This window comes from Erythrobacter sp. S227 (assembly GCF_057364925.1).
The window spans coordinates 2,389,226-2,405,091 of record NZ_CP200280.1 but is presented as its reverse complement, the minus strand read 5'-3'; the positions used below and the strand labels follow the sequence as shown (position 1 = coordinate 2,405,091).

Genomic DNA, 15,866 nt, shown 5'->3' with positions numbered 1-15,866 from the left:
TTAGTTGCTTTGGGCGATGCGTGCGATCAGCTTGCGCTCAAGATCGTCGAGTTCACCGTCGGCGTCGACCATAGCGTTAACCCAGTCTTTTTCAGCCTGAGTGACCTGCGCTCCTTCGATGGACGCTGCGACAATATTTTCTCCAGCGCTTTCCGACATCGGACCGCCTTTGCGCTTCCCGAACACAACACCCATCGCATTTGCGAAGTTTTGCGACACATTGGGTGCGCCGCGGACCATGTTGCCCATAAAGCGGCCTACATTCGCCTCATTATCAGCAATGAAGTTTTGCAGCTCAACCTTGCGATCATGGCCCAGTTGAGCGTTGGCCATGGTGAAGCCTTTGAGATAGTTCTCGACCCCGTCGAGGAACAATTGCTCCCACTCAGGCGCGTTGGCAGAGGCCAGCGTCGCATCTTTCAGGCGGAATAGCATCTCGGCCTCGAAGCGGCTGACCGCAGCAGGGCCACAGCCACCGCTGGCAAACACCACACGGCGAAGGATATTGGCCTCGGTGCTGGTGATATGCGTGTCTGACAATTCACCGCCACAGCGCGTGGGGCCGGTGCCGGTGAGAACTTCTTTTTCAATCTGTGCAACCACATAGTCTTTAAGGAAGCCCGGCACATTCTCCGCACGCTCGATAATGCGCACGATTGTTTCCAGTTCAACCACGCTGTCCACCACGCCGTCATGGTCGATCTGTTCGATCAGCCAGCGGGCCTCCGCATCATCGCATTGCAGGCGCGGGGGTGTGCCGTTCAGGACGAATTCGCCGATCGCCTCAACGAAGAAGTCGCACCATTCCTCGTCGCGCTGATCGAGGGCATTGTTGAGCGCAAACAGCGCCTCTGCCTCGTCGCGTGCGATGATTCCGTCGCCCCAACCTTGGCGGCGAAGCGCGAGGACTTCTTGTGCATCGACCTTTCCATCGACGGCGGCAGCTTTGGCGAGTTCAGTAAAATGCGTGGTCATTTTGGTCGTAACCCCTTTGATATGGGCACTTTCATGACACAATGTGCTTAAAGCCGAGTTACCAAGCTGATCTATCCGCCCGCCTTATCCGTTCGCCCTATCCTCCTGCCCTATCCGCTCGCACGCGCGCTACGTTCGACTTCTGCGATACACCGCGCCCGGTCCGCACTCTCACCGCCCACTCGCCTTCGCGCCTCTACATGGGTCGCAACCGGCTGCGCATTGGATCTTAGGGGGTAGAGGAAGATATCGAGCACGCAGCCGTTCGAGACAAACTGCAATTTGCGCGCGTCCCCTTCGGACAGGTCAATGCGCGCATCGCCAAACCGTCGGGTCAGCGATAATGCATCCTTGCCGATAACGCTTTCAAGATCCTGTTCGCGAAGGATGCGCGGGGCCGAGACAGCGCCTGTCGATGGAGCAGGGCGTGCAGAAACCGAACCGCCACCAGATCCTGCCGAACAGGCGGAGAGGAACAGCGCGGTAAGGCTAAGGATTGCCCACCCCCTACGCATTGGATGCGGCCTCCCGATTGCCGGCCACCGCGCCGCCCATGGCGTTGTGCGCAAGATGCGTGCCCGCCGCTGCGCCCAGAACGGGGGCGATGAAGTTCACAAACGGCACCGTCATGATCGCAGCGATTGCCGCCCCCAGCAAGAACCGCTGAGTGCCCGGTACAGGAGTGGCTCCCGCACCCTCTCCGCCTTCTCCGCAATGCCGAAACCATGCCATATCGGTAAACTCGCGGCCCAACAGCACGGCATTGACGACGAGGAACACGATCGCAGGCCCCATCACGGTAAAGAACAGGACAATTGCAAATGGGAGCGCAAGAGCGTTGAACAGCAGCGCCCGGCCAATCCCGCGCACACTGTTCGCAAGGTCGCGGCGAAACGGCAAAGCGCGCGCCTGCAAAGCAGCCTCGGGATAGTGCATCTGCTCCACCGCAATCACGATTTCATCGGCGAAGAACTGCAAGACCGCCAAGGCAACGATCCTGAACAACAGCCAGAACATCACAATCGACAAGAAGAGTGCAAGCACCACAGCCGCTGGCCCTTCGTAGTCGTCCGGCAATATCGGAGCCATCGCCCATTGCAGCCCTGCATCAATCGCAATCCACAAAGCCCAGCCAAGCCCTGCAAACACCAAAAGCGTAACAAGGAGGCTCTTGAAAAGCACTTTCATCACTTTGGGATCGAGCAATTGGCCGATCGCCTTTGCCAGAGCTGAGAGAACTGCATTCATGGGCTTACTCGTGGTTCCTTCTCCTGGCCCAGTCAAACCGCTGCGGTGCGCTATCACCCCTTTATCCTCGCCTCCGGATTTGCCCACTCCCTGCTTTGCCACGCTTGTTTAGGCTTGGCCTCTCACCTCCTTGCCGCTAGGCGCACCCAAGCTTAGGCGCACAACATTCCCAATTATTCGATCCAAGGACCTCTCCATCGTGTCAGACACTTCCACCCGCTATGACGTACTCGCCATTGGCAACGCTGTTGTTGATGTCATCGCCTCTTGCGAGGAAAGCCTTATCGAAGAGCTTGGTCTCAATCGCGGTGGTATGACATTGATTGACGAGGCTAAGGCGGACGAGCTTTACGACGCTATGCCGCCAGCACGCGAGGTTTCCGGCGGGTCTGCTGCGAACACCTTGGCCGGGATTTCGACCCTCGGGCTTCAATGCGCCTTCATTGGCCAAGTCGCCGATGACCAGCTCGGCAAGGTATTCCGCCATGACATGCGCGCCACAGGTATTGACTTCGACACCGCTGCGCGTGCTGGTGAGCCGGCAACGGGCCGTGTTCTCATTTTCGTGACGCCCGATGGCGAGCGCACGATGAACACCTTCCTTGGCGCAGGCCAGTTCCTGCCCGCCGCGGCCCTCGACGAAGAGCTGATCGCGAGCGCCGCCATTCTCTATCTCGAAGGCTATCTGTGGGACCCCGAAGAGCCGCGCAATGCCATGCGCCGCGCCATGGGCGTTGCCAGAGCCGCAGGCCGCAAGGTCGCGTTCACCGCATCCGAAAGCTTCGTCATCGACCGTCACGGCGATGATTTCCGCGCCATGATCGAAGAGGGGCTGATCGACATCCTCTTCGTCAATGAAACCGAACTTGCGAGCCTCACGGGTGAAGACGATTTCGAAACCGGCTTCGACATGATCGCGCCCAATGTCCCCGTCCTCGTCGCTACCCGCAGCGCCAAGGGCGCCGTTGCCAGCGCATATGGCGAGCGCGCCGTTGTTGCCGCAGCGCCGGTTGCCAAGGTTGTCGACACCACAGGGGCAGGCGACCAGTTCGCTGCCGGTTTCCTTGCCGGTTTTGCCCGCGGCGAGAAGTTGGAAGTGTGCCTCAAGCGCGGAGCCATTGCAGCCGCCGAAGTGATTTCACACTATGGCCCGCGTCCAGAGGCCGATATGAAGGCGCTGATGGAGCAAAGTCTGTAAGCTTCTGAAATTGGGACAAAATACGCAAGTTTTGACACACTTGACACACTGTCCTGGGACAGAAAACCGTTCGATCAATCGGGCACTCACTTATCGGTTTTGCCGATTGAACCGGGTCCAGCATCTCGGGAAGTGAAAAAGCCATAGTTGAGGTTAGCGCGCTAAGCTCGAGTAGGAAAACTCGCTACTCCACCGGCACGTAATCGCGCCGCCTGAGCGTGATCATATAGTCCGCGACCTCGTCGATGTGCTCTTTGTCGAGGTCGAAATCCATGACCTCGGGATAATTGTGCGCGTTTCTGAGCCAGCTTTTGATCGTTGATCTGCTGACACCAGGCCGATTGGCAATCGCCTCGAAATTGGGCGCACGGGCATTGGGAGAGAGGAACGGCGGCTCCACCGCATGACACCCCCCGCACGCAGCTTCGACAAATGCGGGCGCTGGCGCAGGCGAAGCCGCCGCCACCCGAGGCGCATCCGGGTAAGCGGACTGGCAAGAGGCAAGAAGCAGACCTGCTGCGGCGGAGATGATGAGGCGATGGGTCATATTGGCTGTATGAAACCATAAAAGCTAAGTGTCTTTGACCTAGATCAAGTTTGATGTGCGTTTTGCTCGCGTATCAGGGTCAATATCCGGCCCAGAAGATTTGCCCCCTTCCACTCACCCGGGTTTTGATTAGCTGGGTCGTCAATTTGGAGGCCGTTTCCCCAATTCCAGTCGCGCGGATTGGCCTCGACCAGCATCGTTGGCGCTGTGTTGATCAATTGGCGCAAAGCTCCGGCGTTATGAGCAAATTTGGCGCGATTTGCCGTGTAGACGATATGCACCCTCCACCGGTGCCAAGCTCCATGGTCGAAATCCCGTACTTGGGCTCCAAGTCGCTTTTGGAGAGCGGGATCATCAGTTTCGGCGATCTTCGCAGCAATTCCGAGGTCTCCCATTAGAGCTGCTTTTGCCAGCATCATATATTGCTCGGCGCAGGTGTAAGTACGCCCTTCGACCTCGAATGGTGTCGGGTGCCATTGGCTGAAAACACCCTTGATGAAGGGGTGAAAGCTCGAAAATGTATCGGCTTCGGGCAGATCAGCTTCAGTGATTGCAGGCGAGGCAGGGAATTGAATCATCACCCCTCCCGCGCGACCTCTTTCCAGCCGATATCGCTGCGGTAAAAGCCGCTCGGGAAATTGACCTTGGCCACCGCTTCGTAGGCTGCCGCCTTTGCCTGTGTCACATTCGCGCCGCTTGCCGTCACGTTGAGCACGCGGCCACCGTTTGCGACCAGAGCGCCATCCACCAGCTTTGTGCCTGCATGGAAGACCTTTGCGCCGTTTGCTTGCGCCGTGCCCAGATCAATGCGCCCGCCTTTTTCCGGCGTTCCGGGATAGCCATTGGCGCACATCACCACGGTGAGAGCGGTTTTCTTGGCGAAACCGGCTTCGACCCCGGCAAGCTCACCATTGGCACAGGCCAGCATGACCGCTGCCAGATCGCCCTCGAACCGCGTCATCAGAACCTGACATTCCGGATCGCCAAAACGGCAATTGTATTCGATCAGCTGCGGGCCGGTCGCCGTCAGCATGAGGCCTGCGTAGAGCACGCCGGAATAAGGCATTCCCTCGGCGCGCATCGTGTCGACGGTCGGCTGGATAATTTCGGCGATCACGCGGGTCTGGAGTTCGTCGGTCAGGACGGGTGCGGGCGAATAGGCACCCATCCCGCCGGTGTTGGGGCCGACATCGCCCTCGCCCACCTGCTTGTGGTCTTGCGCTGTGCCAAAGGGCAGCACATTTGTGCCGTCGGTGATCGCAAAGAAGCTTGCTTCTTCGCCTTCGAGAAATTCCTCTATCACGACCTGTGCGCCTGCATTCCCGAATGCGCCATCGAACATATCGGCAAGCGCGGCTTTCGCCTCTTCGAGCGTGGCGGCGATGACAACGCCTTTACCTGCCGCAAGCCCGTCGGCTTTGAGCACGTAAGGCGCGGTGAATTTGGTGAGAGCCTCGCTCGCTTCTTCAAGCGAATGGGTGCGCACATATCCGCCTGTCGGGATATTGGCGCGCGCGCACAGATCCTTGGTGAAACCCTTGGAGCCCTCCAATTGCGCGGCCTTTGCGCTTGGTCCGAAAGCGGGGATGCTGGCGGCGGCAAGACTGTCGGCGAGGCCATCGACCAGTGGAGCCTCCGGGCCAATCACAACAAGGCCAATGTCCTTGGTCTTGCAGAAATCCACCACCGCTCCGTGATCGCCAATATCAAGGGTCACGATTTGCGCTTCCTCAGCGATGCCCGGATTTCCGGGGGCGGCGTAGAGCTTGGCGCAAGACGGGGATTGCGCGAGCTTCCAGGCTAGCGCATGTTCGCGGCCACCCGACCCGATCAACAGGATATTCATGGCTCGCAGCCCCTCTTCAAACGACGACAGTTCCGGCCTGCTAGCGCGCAGCAGACAGGGCGACAATGCCGAACCGCTCTCGATCAGCGAGATTTCCCAATGCTTGAAGCGCACGGTCGAGGATCGCTTTGGCTATGTCCGGCTTCGCGGGGAGCTTTCGGGCGTCAAACGTGCGGCCTCGGGCCATATGTATTGTGCGCTGAAAGACGACAAAGCGGTGCTCGACGGGGTGATGTGGCGCGGGAATGCGGGGCGGCTGGCGTTCGTGCCCGAAGACGGGCTTGAGGTGATCGCGACCGGCAAGCTGACGACTTATCCCGGCCGTTCCAAATACCAGATCGTGATGGACAGCCTCGAGATTGCGGGCGAGGGCGCTTTGCTGGCGCTTCTGGAGAAAACCCGCGCACGGTTGGACGCCGAAGGGCTGTTTGCACCCGAACGAAAGCGCCGCCTTCCGTTTCTGCCGCGCACTATCGGGGTGGTGACATCGCCTACAGGTTCGGTGATCCGCGATATCCTGCACCGCCTTGCCGACCGCTTCCCCAGCCATGTTCTGGTCTGGCCGGTTCTGGTTCAGGGGCAGGGCGCTGCTGAACAAGTGGCGGGCGCAATTAGAGGGTTCTCTGAAATTCAACCCGGCGGTCCGGTGGCGCGGCCCGATGTGGTGATTGTGGCGCGCGGGGGCGGGTCGATTGAGGATTTGTGGTCCTTCAATGAGGAGATTGTGGTTCGCGCTATCGCCGAATGTACCATTCCGGTTATCTCTGCCGTAGGTCACGAAACCGACACCACATTGGCTGACTACGCCGCAGACCGGCGCGCCCCGACACCAACGGCGGCCGCCGAGATGGCGGTTCCGGTGCGGGTCGACCTCGATGCGACCATCGCCGATTTCGCCGCCCGCCAACGCCGCGCAGTGCATCGCCCGCTTGAGCTTGGCCGTGAACGGCTGGAAGCGCGCGTGCGGAGAATGCCGAAGATCGAGGCGCTGCTGCAGCCCCAGGCGCAAAAGCTCGACGATCTGTCAGAGCGTCTTCGCCGTGGTCTTCGCGACCGGGCTGGGAAGGGGCGCGAGGAATTGGCCGGGACCGCCGCGAGGCTCAGCCCGCGTCTTCTCACCCAAGCGCTTGATGGCCGCCGTGACCGTTTGGGTCGGGTACGGCTGTCGCCCGATCTTGTCATGCGCCCGATTGAGCAAAGGCAAAACCGGCTCGACGCGCTTGCAAGACTGGCGGAGCAGCTTCACCCGAAGAAGCCGCTTGAGCGTGGATATGCGATGGTGCGGACCAGCGAGGGCAAGGTTGTCACGACCTTTCAAGAGGCTGCTTCCAAGACGGCCCTCAACCTTGAGTTCAAGGATGGCGAGCTTTCCGTGGGCGTTGGCGACGCACCGCCACCTGCGCAGACCGCATCACCACCGCCGCCATCAGCCCCTCCCAAACGCAAATCCCGCCCACCGGCTGCAAATCCGCGCCAAGATGATTTGTTCGGATAGCTTCGGCTTGCTATAGACCCGCCTATGTTGATGTCATCCGGCGATAAAACCGCCAAACTCCACTATGGCCCCTCCGGTTTCCGCGTTCTTCGGCCGGGCCACCATGTCATTTGCGCTGTCTCGGCGGCGGTGATTCCCTTGGAAGAGCTGCGCTATTGGAGCGCCGAGCATCAGGAGGCCTACGCCAGCCCTGAAATCGCGACCAAGCGCCTGCTTGAGCAAGACTGAGGCAGGAGCACGATGAGCCGGACGCTTGGAATTGTCGCAGCTATCGGCTTGCTTGCCCTTGCAAGTTGCACCGCAAGCGAGGCGGCGACGGAAGCGGCGGCGGAATCGGTGACTGGGGTGGCGACTGGGTCGGCAGCACCTGCTCCGTCCGGGGCGACCCCATCTGAGCCAACGGGAGAGTTATCTGCCGAGCCAGCCCCCGAATCTGCGACCGAGGCGCCATACCTTGGTCAAAACACACGGTTTTCCTTTTCCGGCGAGCTCACCCAAGGCGGCTTTATCCGCGGCCTGGTCCCCGATGGCACAGTCACAGCATCGCTGGGCGATCAAGTGCTGGATATTGCCGAAGACGGTTCATTCTTTGCGGCCTTCGACCGGGACAGCCCGGCAAGCCTAAGCCTTGCAGCACGGCTCGACAGCGGACAGATCCACGGAGAAACCCTCTCCATTACGACGCGCAATTGGCAGATCGAGCGGGTGAATGTCGCCAAGCGCCAGCTTCGTAATCCCGAAGCATATTGGCGTCAGCGCGAGCCGGAATACAATGCGATTGTCGCCGCGCGCGCCAAAAAAACCGATGCGCAAGGTTGGAAACAGGATTTCATCTGGCCGGTAAAGGGGCGCATTTCGGGCCGCTTTGGGCGCCAGCGTATCTATCGCGGTGAACCGGGCAGTTTTCATTCGGGCATTGATATCGCCAAACCCAATGGCACTCCTTTTGTGGCACCGGCGGACGGGGTCGTTGTCCTTGCCCGCACAGGTTTCAGCCTTGAAGGTGGCCTTCTGATCATCGACCATGGCAATGGCCTCAACAGCGCGTTCCTGCATTGCAGCGAGATCGTCGTGAAAGAGGGCGACACCGTGCGTCAGGGCCAGCACATTGGCGACGTTGGCTCGACCGGGCGATCTTCGGGGCCACATCTTCACTGGGGCCTTAAATGGCATGATGCGCGCTTTGATCCGATCCTTCTTACAGGCCCAATGAACTAGAATGTCTAGAGCAGTCCGGGTCATCGCGGCTCTGGCTGTGGCTGGTATGGTGGCACCGGGCACATGGCTGCGAACACCGGTTGAAAAGCAAAATCCCGAAAGCATTGAGCTCGCCCGGTTGGCTGGCGCTTCCCAAGTGGGCGTGCCCGGCTGGCGGGTCGAGGGCGTGTGGCATTATTCAACCGAGCCCACTTTACGCTTTGGCGGTTTTTCGGGGCTTTTGCCGGTAGGGGGAGGGCGATTGCGGGCCTTTTCCGACCGGGGTTTCCTCTTCACCTTTATCGAGCCCGACCGCGCCGAAGAAAGCGCCAATATGCGACTGATTGCGGGCCTGCCTTATGATGATCCTGATCTCTACCCGCTTTTGTGGGACATCGAATCGGTGACCCGCGATCCTGTTTCGAAGGGTGACTATTGGGTCGGTTATGAAAACACCCATGCGATCCACCGCTTCTCGTACCAGACCAGGCCGGAGAAGGTGCGGATCATTCAGGACGAGGTGGATTGGTACGCCAATGCCGGACTGGAGGCGATGGTGCGCCTGACCGATGGGCGATTTCTGATCATCCCGGAGCGGCACGAAGAGGCATTGATCTACGCCAGCGATCCTGTCGAGGGAGGCGCGCCGCGCATGCTGACTTTTGCCAACCCTGCTCCAGAGTTTGCGGTGACCGACCTTGCGCAATTGCCCGATGGCAGGCTGCTTTATCTGATGCGTGATGTGAATTGGGGCAATTACCCCCCATTTGCAGGGATGCTGGCGATATCCGATCCGCCCGCCGCAGGCTCGGCGGAGCCCTTGTCGCCGCAAGTGCTTTTCCGGTTTGACGATGTTCTGCCGCCCGAAAACTACGAGGGGCTAGCGGTGCGCCCGCTCGGCGATGGCCGGGCGGCAGTCTGGGTTATTTCGGATGACAACATCGCCGCGATGCAGCGGACTTTGCTGGTTAAGCTGATCTTTGATCCTGCTCTCAGGGAGTGAAGCGGTAGGACAACAAAAACGCAAAAAAGGCGTGAGCGCCTATTGCGCCACGCCTTTCCAGCAATTTCCAAACGCCATTAGGCGAATTAAGCGGTTGCGACAGCTTTCTTGAGCTCGCGCTTGACCTTTTGGGCTCTCGTCGAAAGCTTTTCGTCTTTCGTTTTCAGCAGCCAGTTGTCGAGCCCGCCATTGTGCTCAACCGAACGCAGACCGTGGGTCGATACGCGGAACTTGAAGCTGCGGTCCAGCTTCTCGCTCATCAGGGAAACGTTCTGCAGGTTAGGCAGAAAAACCCGCTTGGTGCGGTTCTTGGCGTGGCTGACGTTGTTGCCGACCTGGCGGCCTTTGCCAGTCAGTTCGCAAATGCGCGACATGATAAATCTCGTCTCGTTTACTAGAGGGGCGCTGCCGCCGTGATGGCGTCCCTTGTGACGATAAGCGCCATAAGGGTGTCCCGGAAAGCGCGCCGCATAACCCCCCATTGCCGAATCGTCAATTGATTCGTGCGGGTTTGAGAGTTAGCGCTGCGCTTGCATGACCCGCTGGCCAATCCCCCAACCGATGCAAACCGCGCTGGATGTTGCAAGAAAAGCGGCCGAGGCGGGCGAGGTGCCCGTTGGCGCGGTGATCGTCAAGAGCGGCGAAATTATCGCAGTTGCGGCCAATGCCACCCGCTCTCCCCCCGATCCCACCGGCCACGCAGAGATGCGCGCGATCCGCATGGCGGCGCAGGCCTTGGGTGATGACCGCCTAACCGGATGTCACCTCTACGTGACCTTGGAGCCTTGCGTGATGTGTGCAGGCGCGATTGCCCATGCGAGGGTTGTGCGGTTGTACTACGGCGCCAGCGACCCCAAAGGCGGCGGCGTGGAACACGGCGCGCGCGTTTTCGAACAAGAGCAATGCATGCACCGCCCCGAGGTTTATACCGGCATGGGTGAAGAAGAAGCGGCAGAATTGCTGCGCGCGTTTTTTCGAGAGCGGCGGTGAAATTGCCTTTCGTGACTGATTCTGCTCGGTTTTAGGGGATAGTGAGGCCACAATCGCGGCACGACGTGAGCGACTGCGCGGTTTGTTCAGGCGTTGCTCACGCCCCGGCTGCGAGACGGCCCAACCACATGCCAGAATTGGAGATTCTGTGATCTGGAAGTTTCGAATTTCAGCCTTTGTCCTCTTCGCAATTTGCCACGCATTGTCGGTTCGCCCTGCTTTTGCCGATGAGTATCCCGGTCCTGCCACAATGGACGAAGCGGTGCATGATACGGTCTTCAAAATAACCGCTGGCGAAGAGGCTGCGATTGACAGGATCATCGCTGATATTGGCGACCGGCGGATCGTAGCACTTGGCGAGATTTCGCACGGTGACGGCTCGTCTTTCCTGTTCAAGGCGCGTCTTATCGAACGTCTCCATCGCGATCACGGTTTTGATGTGCTTGCTATGGAAGGTGGGGTGTACGACCACATTCTTGCCGAGGCCCTTATCAAAACCGGAGCGCGGCCATCGCAGGCCTTTGCTCGCGCCAACTTTGCCATTTGGTCGGAGTCTGCGGAATTTGCTCCCTTGCTTAAGGTTGTCGACCAGGCGGCTGAATCAGGCCGCCCCTTTGCTCTAGCTGGGTTCGATTTTCAGCTATCTGGCGATTATCGCGAAGAAATAATGCAACGCCTCACAGCAATCGCCGATCGATTGGGTGATCAGGGCAATTCGGTCCGTTTTCTGTTAGGGGCATACGCCAGTCTCCCTCGCGCTCGTATGGGCACTCAAAGCGCGTTCGACGATGCCATCGATAGGATCAACTCGAACCGCGAAGCAGCCATTGCTGCGATCAGGACAACCGATTGGCCAACTGCCCGGACAGACGCGAGAATGATCGACAATTTCGGCCGATTGATCCGCTTTAACGCGCTCTACTCTAGGCTTGGTTTTGAGGGAATGGGATCCGAAGAGGTCAATGCACGCGACAAGATGATGGGAGCAAATCTCAACTTCCTTGCGACTGAAGTCTACCCGGACAAGAAGATTGTGATTTGGGGGGCGACTTCTCATCTGATCAAGGCGCGCGCTCCGGTGGATACTACGGTCTCGATGATCCCGATGGGCTACTACATTGATAAAGGACCGGTTTCAGATGAGTATTATGTCTTGGGCTTTTCGGCATTTGAAGGTGTGAATGGCTCATTCAGAGGCGAGAACTGGAAGCTTGAGACGGCGGATTCTGACAGCCTTGAAGCGTATGCGATCAATCAGTCCGAGCGCGCAGAAACCGCGTTTGTAGAGTTGCCAGCTTGCGGCAAAGCAAACGTCAAGATCAGAGCGCTTGGCCACAAGTATTTTGCGGGGGATTGGGGCTGTGTGATGGATGGATTGGTCGTCTTTCGCGAGATGCTCCCATCAACCTATCCAGCAAAGTAAGCTCAATTCTCCACATATGAAGAGGCGAGGCCCTTGTCCAAGAGCCACCTCGCCAATTGCCAGATTCCGCTAACTGGCTTCCACCACCGCCTCACCCAGCCACTCCAGCGCTTCGTCCTCTTCGTCCAGATCAAACGCCTTGATCTCGGGTCTGATCAGCAAGCCCATGGTTTCGGCCACGCCGCCGACCCAGCTTGGGCCCCCGACAATCGCATAGCGGTCGATCTTGTCGATCAGCTTGAGCTTTGAGGACATCAGGCGCGGGCTGAACAGCAATTCGGCCTCAAAGCCGTGCCAGTGGCGGATCACCATCATCAGCTTTGCGCATTGCGGATCACTCAGCCGCTCTTCGACCATGGCAAGGCCGCGTGTCGACTCGGGGCCATCAAGCCTCCCGACAACCTCAAACGCCGCTACATCTGCGCGGCCAAGGTCGAGCTCGCGGAAAGCGCCTTTGTGCGGGGCATCCTCTTCCCCAAGCACCCAGGCAAGCGCTGCCTCTTTCTCGTCGTCGTCATAGACCTGATAGGTGACGCCGGGCAAAAGCGCGCTTTCCAGCCGCGCGGCGGTGCGAATCCAGTCCTCGTCAGAGATGATCGCAATACGATCAAGCGAATAGAGCCATTTTACGAACAACGGCATATGCGCCAATTCGATGGTGACCGCAGAAAACGTAAAATCGGTGAGCGCGGTTGCATCGATCAGCAGATTTCCGCCGCCGCCATTATCGTAGTGGCCTTGAACGAATTCCACGAGGGTCTCGACATCCGCCTGGCAAAACTCGGCAATCGAGGTGATGCGAACGGCTTTGGGCGATAGGGTTTCGATATTGATCATGAGCGGCCTCCATGGTCCCTTTCTACGCCGCGAGTCGCACCGCTGTCGTTGACCCAGATCAAGTTTCGGCGGGTTTAAGCCGCCTAGAGCCCGCGCCAGATCTTTGCGCTTGCCTCATCTCTTGCGCCATAACGCCGGTCATCGCAGCGGGTGGGGCGAAAGCGTTTGTTGTAGCAAAGGCGCAGCTCTTCGAGCCAACCATCGCGGTTTAGCTTCACGCCGACATGGCTTGGCTGCCACATGCGGCCATTGGCATCGGCAAAGGCCTGGCGGATGCGGCCAGCGGTGAGGCCTTCCTCGCGGCTGATGCGGTCATAGTCGGGGATGCGCAAACTCTCCCACAGCACTTTAGTGACCGCAAAATAGGTCTCTGGCTTCTTGACCATGCAAGAGCCGTGCTTTGCCCATTGGCGCGCGATGAGGCGGGCAGAGGGCATCATGCACATATTTGCACGCACTTCGCGCGGGGTAAGGCGGTTTTGAACCGCGCACCACTGGGGCCAGGTGCGCGATCCTTGTGGCCACAGGCCATGCACAACAAAGCCAAAGCGGCCATTGTCGCCCGAGCATTGGACGCGGTGCGAGCGTGAGTCTTGGCGGGTGCGGCAGAAGGCAGGCGACCAGCTGAGCGCAAGAGTGTAGCCGGTGATCGGCACGACGCGGCGCTGCTGATCGGGCGCAATTTGCGGCACCGAAGACACCTGCGGCGCGCGGCATTGGTAGGCTTGGGCATTGGCTGTGGCTGGAATGGCTAGGGCGAAACCTAAGAAAAGCGCCAGACGTTTCATTCGAACACCTCCAGTGTGGGTTTTGGTTTTGGCTCGAACCAACCGCGCGCTGAGGGTGTGTAGAGTAGCAAGCACCCAATCACCAAAATCGCCCCTCCTATCGCTCCTTCCCAGCCCAAATCATCCAACCCTTCAGCAAGGTGTCGGATTATGCCCATTAAGGGGATGAGTGTGAACACACTGACCAGAACGCGAGCGACCACGCTTTTGTAGACCCAGATTGCCACAACGGGAATGCAGACGATAGAGAAACGGGCTGAAAGGGCGACGATGACCCAGTCGCGATCCCAAGGAAATTGTGGGGCAATTTCGCGATATTGGCCAAGCCAACCGTCGATGTCGCTCAACCCTCCGATAAGCGCCCACAGACCGACGCCCAAAAAAGCTATTGCGAAGCCATGGATTGACCAAGGTCGCTTGCGGATCGCTGAGATCATATCGGCTTGAAATCGAGCCCAACATCCGCCGCAGGCGCGCTTTGGGTGAGCCTGCCCACCGAGCAATAATCCACCCCGCTCGCCGCTTTCGCAGCGATGGTATCGAGGTTGATTCCCCCGCTCGCCTCGGTCTTGGCGCGGCCTGCTACCATTGCGACCGCCTCTTTGAGCATCTCCGGTGCCATATTGTCGAGCAGCAGGTGGTCCGCGCCTGCCTCAAGCGCGGGTTCAATCTGGTCGAGGCGGTCCACTTCGCAGATGATGGGGGAGACGCCCGCGTCCCGCGCGCGCCGCACCGCTTCGCCCACGGAGCCTGCGACCGCGACGTGGTTGTCCTTGATCATGGCCGCGTCATAGAGCCCCATGCGGTGGTTTTGAGCGCCACCTTGGACGGTTGCGTATTTCTCCAGCACGCGCAGGCCCGGCAGCGTCTTGCGTGTGTCGAGCAGGGTGCAGGTCGCGCTGCCCACGCGCATCGCGGTTACATATTCATGCGCCATGGTGGCAATGCCGGAGAGGTGCTGAACGATGTTCAAGGCGCTGCGTTCGGCGGTCAAAAGCGCGCGCGCATTGCCTTCAAGTCGCATCAGGTCTGCGCCCGGTGTCACTTGGTCGCCATCATTCACCAGTGTCTCGATCACGCAATTGGGATCAAGGTGCCGGAAAAACGCCTCAGCCAGAGGAAGCCCGGCCACCACAATCGCATCGCGGCTATCCATAACGCCCGAAAAGCGCGCATCGGCGGGGATTACGCTTTCAGAGGTAACATCCTTGCCACCGCCCGGAAGGCCTAAGCCCAAATCCTCGGCAAGCGTGTCGCGGATGAATGTGTCGAGGTCGAAGCCGGGAAGAGTGAAGGTCATGGCTCCGGGGGCTAGCCGGAATTTTTGCTGTGCGCCAGATGTCGAAGTCCAATCAGAAGAACCAAGGTAACTCCACCCAACAGAATACTTGGAGCATATCGAGGTATGCCGCCGTCTATCTCTACTTTGGCTGCCACTGGCAGAAAGAGAAAAGCGACTACAGCCACCGCTACTGAAGCGGCTCCGATTAGAATCCAAATCGCTGCTTCCAGCTTATTCATCAATGCACGAAACGCGCAACCACATCGCGGTAGCTGCGCGAAACCTTCACCTCTGCGCCTGAATCCAGCACGAGGAAGCATTCACCATTGGTGTGGGGTTTCACCTGGCGCACCTGGTCGAGGTTCACGATCCAGCTGCGGTGGACGCGCTGAAAGACGCGCGGGTCAAGGCGGCGCTCCAGATCCTTCATCGTCTCGCGCAGGACGAGCGAGTTTTCGGCGGTGTAAATGCACATGTAATCGCCTGCCGCCTCGATCCGTTCGATTGAGTCGACTTCGACGCGGAAAATCTGGCCGCGATCTTTGACATTGATGAGCTTTTCAAACCGGTCCGCGCTTTCGCCCGGCTCACCGGTAAAGTCGGCGGCAAGGTCAGGGGCAACTTCGGAAAGCACGCCCATCAATTGCTCTGCATCCTCGGCGGATTTCTTCTCGGCCAAACGCTGGCGCACGCGCTCTACGGTATCGGCAAGCTTGTCCTCGTCCACCGGCTTCATCAGGTAATTGACCGCATTGGCTTCAAACGCGCGGATGGCGTGTTCTTCGTAAGCGGTCACAAAAACGAACAGCGGGGGCTCGATTTCCATGACGCCTTTGACGACGCTGAAACCGTCGAAACCGGGCATTTGTATGTCGAGAAAGACGAGATCGGGTTTCTGTGTCTTGATCTTGCGGATCGCCTCGCGCCCATTGGCGCAAGTGTCGATAATCTCCACGTCTTCAAAGGCCTGGAGCCTGAGTTGAAGGCCTTGGATGGCGAGCTTTTCATCGTCTACGATGATAGTGCGAATGGTCATA

The 15,866-nt window shown here is 59.1% G+C and carries 19 protein-coding genes; 7 read left to right on the top strand and 12 right to left on the bottom strand.

Features of this window, described 5'->3' with window-relative positions:
- From AC0V6Q_RS11345 to AC0V6Q_RS11335, 3 genes are all read right to left on the bottom strand, one after another.
- Positions 1-975: a hypothetical protein gene (locus AC0V6Q_RS11345; protein WP_486168486.1), complete on the bottom strand. Its 975-nt coding sequence runs from the start codon at positions 973-975 to the stop codon at positions 1-3.
- 110 nt (positions 976-1,085) lie between these two features.
- Positions 1,086-1,490, bottom strand: coding sequence for a hypothetical protein (locus AC0V6Q_RS11340; protein WP_486168485.1), 405 nt, complete (start codon positions 1,488-1,490; stop codon positions 1,086-1,088).
- Positions 1,483-2,223, bottom strand: a complete 741-nt coding sequence (locus AC0V6Q_RS11335; protein ID WP_486168484.1) for an EI24 domain-containing protein — start codon at positions 2,221-2,223, stop codon at positions 1,483-1,485. The genes AC0V6Q_RS11340 and AC0V6Q_RS11335 overlap by 8 nt, the downstream gene beginning before the upstream one ends.
- A 199-nt stretch (positions 2,224-2,422) precedes the next feature.
- Here AC0V6Q_RS11335 and AC0V6Q_RS11330 point away from each other — a divergent pair, with 199 nt between their 5' ends.
- The gene (locus AC0V6Q_RS11330) at positions 2,423-3,421 is read left to right on the top strand and encodes an adenosine kinase (RefSeq protein WP_486168483.1); all 999 of its coding nucleotides are present in this window, start codon (positions 2,423-2,425) and stop codon (positions 3,419-3,421) included.
- A gap of 184 nt (positions 3,422-3,605) precedes the next feature.
- Here the strand turns inward: AC0V6Q_RS11330 and AC0V6Q_RS11325 are convergent, their stop codons facing one another.
- From AC0V6Q_RS11325 to purD, 3 genes are read right to left on the bottom strand one after another with little or no spacing between them, the layout of a single operon-like run.
- Positions 3,606-3,968 carry a c-type cytochrome gene (locus AC0V6Q_RS11325; RefSeq protein WP_486168482.1) on the bottom strand — a complete coding sequence of 121 codons (363 nt, stop codon included), beginning with the start codon at positions 3,966-3,968 and terminating at the stop codon, positions 3,606-3,608.
- A gap of 44 nt (positions 3,969-4,012) precedes the next feature.
- A complete protein-coding gene (gene ybiA / locus AC0V6Q_RS11320; RefSeq protein WP_486168481.1) occupies positions 4,013-4,546 on the bottom strand; it encodes a riboflavin biosynthesis intermediates N-glycosidase in 534 nt (177 codons plus the stop codon).
- Positions 4,546-5,814, bottom strand: a complete 1,269-nt coding sequence (gene purD / locus AC0V6Q_RS11315) for a phosphoribosylamine--glycine ligase (RefSeq protein WP_486168480.1) — start codon at positions 5,812-5,814, stop codon at positions 4,546-4,548. The genes ybiA and purD overlap by 1 nt, the downstream gene beginning before the upstream one ends.
- Between purD and xseA the strand changes: the two genes are divergently transcribed.
- From xseA to AC0V6Q_RS11295, 4 genes are read left to right on the top strand one after another with little or no spacing between them, the layout of a single operon-like run.
- On the top strand, positions 5,813-7,309 hold the full coding sequence (gene xseA / locus AC0V6Q_RS11310) for an exodeoxyribonuclease VII large subunit (RefSeq protein ID WP_486168479.1): 1,497 nt from the start codon (positions 5,813-5,815) through the stop codon (positions 7,307-7,309). The genes purD and xseA overlap by 2 nt on opposite strands.
- A gap of 24 nt (positions 7,310-7,333) precedes the next feature.
- Positions 7,334-7,537, top strand: a complete 204-nt coding sequence (locus AC0V6Q_RS11305; protein WP_486168478.1) for a DUF2093 domain-containing protein — start codon at positions 7,334-7,336, stop codon at positions 7,535-7,537.
- 12 nt (positions 7,538-7,549) lie between these two features.
- On the top strand, positions 7,550-8,527 hold the full coding sequence (locus AC0V6Q_RS11300) for a M23 family metallopeptidase (RefSeq protein WP_486168477.1): 978 nt from the start codon (positions 7,550-7,552) through the stop codon (positions 8,525-8,527).
- Position 8,528: 1 nt separating this feature from the next.
- A complete protein-coding gene (locus AC0V6Q_RS11295) occupies positions 8,529-9,509 on the top strand; it encodes an esterase-like activity of phytase family protein (RefSeq protein ID WP_486168476.1) in 981 nt (326 codons plus the stop codon).
- 86 nt (positions 9,510-9,595) lie between these two features.
- On the opposite strand, the gene rpmB is transcribed toward AC0V6Q_RS11295, so the two are convergent.
- Positions 9,596-9,883, bottom strand: a complete 288-nt coding sequence (gene rpmB, locus AC0V6Q_RS11290; RefSeq protein WP_486168475.1) for a 50S ribosomal protein L28 — start codon at positions 9,881-9,883, stop codon at positions 9,596-9,598.
- Positions 9,884-10,043: 160 nt separating this feature from the next.
- Here rpmB and AC0V6Q_RS11285 point away from each other — a divergent pair, with 160 nt between their 5' ends.
- Positions 10,044-10,499 carry a nucleoside deaminase gene (locus AC0V6Q_RS11285; protein ID WP_486168474.1) on the top strand — a complete coding sequence of 152 codons (456 nt, stop codon included), beginning with the start codon at positions 10,044-10,046 and terminating at the stop codon, positions 10,497-10,499.
- A gap of 148 nt (positions 10,500-10,647) precedes the next feature.
- On the top strand, positions 10,648-11,922 hold the full coding sequence (locus tag AC0V6Q_RS11280; protein ID WP_486168473.1) for an erythromycin esterase family protein: 1,275 nt from the start codon (positions 10,648-10,650) through the stop codon (positions 11,920-11,922).
- A 69-nt stretch (positions 11,923-11,991) separates the two neighbouring features.
- Here the strand turns inward: AC0V6Q_RS11280 and AC0V6Q_RS11275 are convergent, their stop codons facing one another.
- The 5 genes from AC0V6Q_RS11275 to AC0V6Q_RS11255 form a co-directional block, all read right to left on the bottom strand.
- Positions 11,992-12,759: a SpoIIAA family protein gene (locus AC0V6Q_RS11275; RefSeq protein ID WP_486168472.1), complete on the bottom strand. Its 768-nt coding sequence runs from the start codon at positions 12,757-12,759 to the stop codon at positions 11,992-11,994.
- Between the two features lie 83 nt (positions 12,760-12,842).
- On the bottom strand, positions 12,843-13,547 hold the full coding sequence (locus AC0V6Q_RS11270) for a ribonuclease T2 family protein (protein WP_486168471.1): 705 nt from the start codon (positions 13,545-13,547) through the stop codon (positions 12,843-12,845).
- On the bottom strand, positions 13,544-13,984 hold the full coding sequence (locus AC0V6Q_RS11265; protein ID WP_486168470.1) for a hypothetical protein: 441 nt from the start codon (positions 13,982-13,984) through the stop codon (positions 13,544-13,546). Before AC0V6Q_RS11265 ends, AC0V6Q_RS11270 begins: the two co-directional genes overlap by 4 nt.
- Complete coding sequence (gene nadC / locus AC0V6Q_RS11260) at positions 13,981-14,847, bottom strand: carboxylating nicotinate-nucleotide diphosphorylase (protein ID WP_486168469.1); 867 nt, start codon at positions 14,845-14,847, stop codon at positions 13,981-13,983. The genes AC0V6Q_RS11265 and nadC overlap by 4 nt, the downstream gene beginning before the upstream one ends.
- A gap of 220 nt (positions 14,848-15,067) precedes the next feature.
- Positions 15,068-15,865 carry a LytR/AlgR family response regulator transcription factor gene (locus tag AC0V6Q_RS11255; RefSeq protein WP_486168468.1) on the bottom strand — a complete coding sequence of 266 codons (798 nt, stop codon included), beginning with the start codon at positions 15,863-15,865 and terminating at the stop codon, positions 15,068-15,070.
- Between the last annotated feature and the right edge of the window lies 1 nt (position 15,866).

Coding starts and splice junctions, on each gene's coding strand:
- AC0V6Q_RS11345 (WP_486168486.1), bottom strand. CDS start 975: ATGACCACGCATTTTACTGAACTCGCCAAAGCTGCCGCCGTCGATGGA.
- AC0V6Q_RS11340 (WP_486168485.1), bottom strand. CDS start 1,490: ATGCGTAGGGGGTGGGCAATCCTTAGCCTTACCGCGCTGTTCCTCTCC.
- AC0V6Q_RS11335 (WP_486168484.1), bottom strand. CDS start 2,223: ATGAATGCAGTTCTCTCAGCTCTGGCAAAGGCGATCGGCCAATTGCTC.
- AC0V6Q_RS11325 (WP_486168482.1), bottom strand. CDS start 3,968: ATGACCCATCGCCTCATCATCTCCGCCGCAGCAGGTCTGCTTCTTGCC.
- ybiA (WP_486168481.1), bottom strand. CDS start 4,546: ATGATTCAATTCCCTGCCTCGCCTGCAATCACTGAAGCTGATCTGCCC.
- xseA (WP_486168479.1), top strand. CDS start 5,813: ATGGCTCGCAGCCCCTCTTCAAACGACGACAGTTCCGGCCTGCTAGCG.
- purD (WP_486168480.1), bottom strand. CDS start 5,814: ATGAATATCCTGTTGATCGGGTCGGGTGGCCGCGAACATGCGCTAGCC.
- AC0V6Q_RS11305 (WP_486168478.1), top strand. CDS start 7,334: ATGTTGATGTCATCCGGCGATAAAACCGCCAAACTCCACTATGGCCCC.
- AC0V6Q_RS11300 (WP_486168477.1), top strand. CDS start 7,550: ATGAGCCGGACGCTTGGAATTGTCGCAGCTATCGGCTTGCTTGCCCTT.
- AC0V6Q_RS11295 (WP_486168476.1), top strand. CDS start 8,529: ATGTCTAGAGCAGTCCGGGTCATCGCGGCTCTGGCTGTGGCTGGTATG.
- rpmB (WP_486168475.1), bottom strand. CDS start 9,883: ATGTCGCGCATTTGCGAACTGACTGGCAAAGGCCGCCAGGTCGGCAAC.
- AC0V6Q_RS11285 (WP_486168474.1), top strand. CDS start 10,044: ATGACCCGCTGGCCAATCCCCCAACCGATGCAAACCGCGCTGGATGTT.
- AC0V6Q_RS11275 (WP_486168472.1), bottom strand. CDS start 12,759: ATGATCAATATCGAAACCCTATCGCCCAAAGCCGTTCGCATCACCTCG.
- AC0V6Q_RS11270 (WP_486168471.1), bottom strand. CDS start 13,547: ATGAAACGTCTGGCGCTTTTCTTAGGTTTCGCCCTAGCCATTCCAGCC.
- AC0V6Q_RS11265 (WP_486168470.1), bottom strand. CDS start 13,984: ATGATCTCAGCGATCCGCAAGCGACCTTGGTCAATCCATGGCTTCGCA.
- nadC (WP_486168469.1), bottom strand. CDS start 14,847: ATGACCTTCACTCTTCCCGGCTTCGACCTCGACACATTCATCCGCGAC.
- AC0V6Q_RS11255 (WP_486168468.1), bottom strand. CDS start 15,865: ATGACCATTCGCACTATCATCGTAGACGATGAAAAGCTCGCCATCCAA.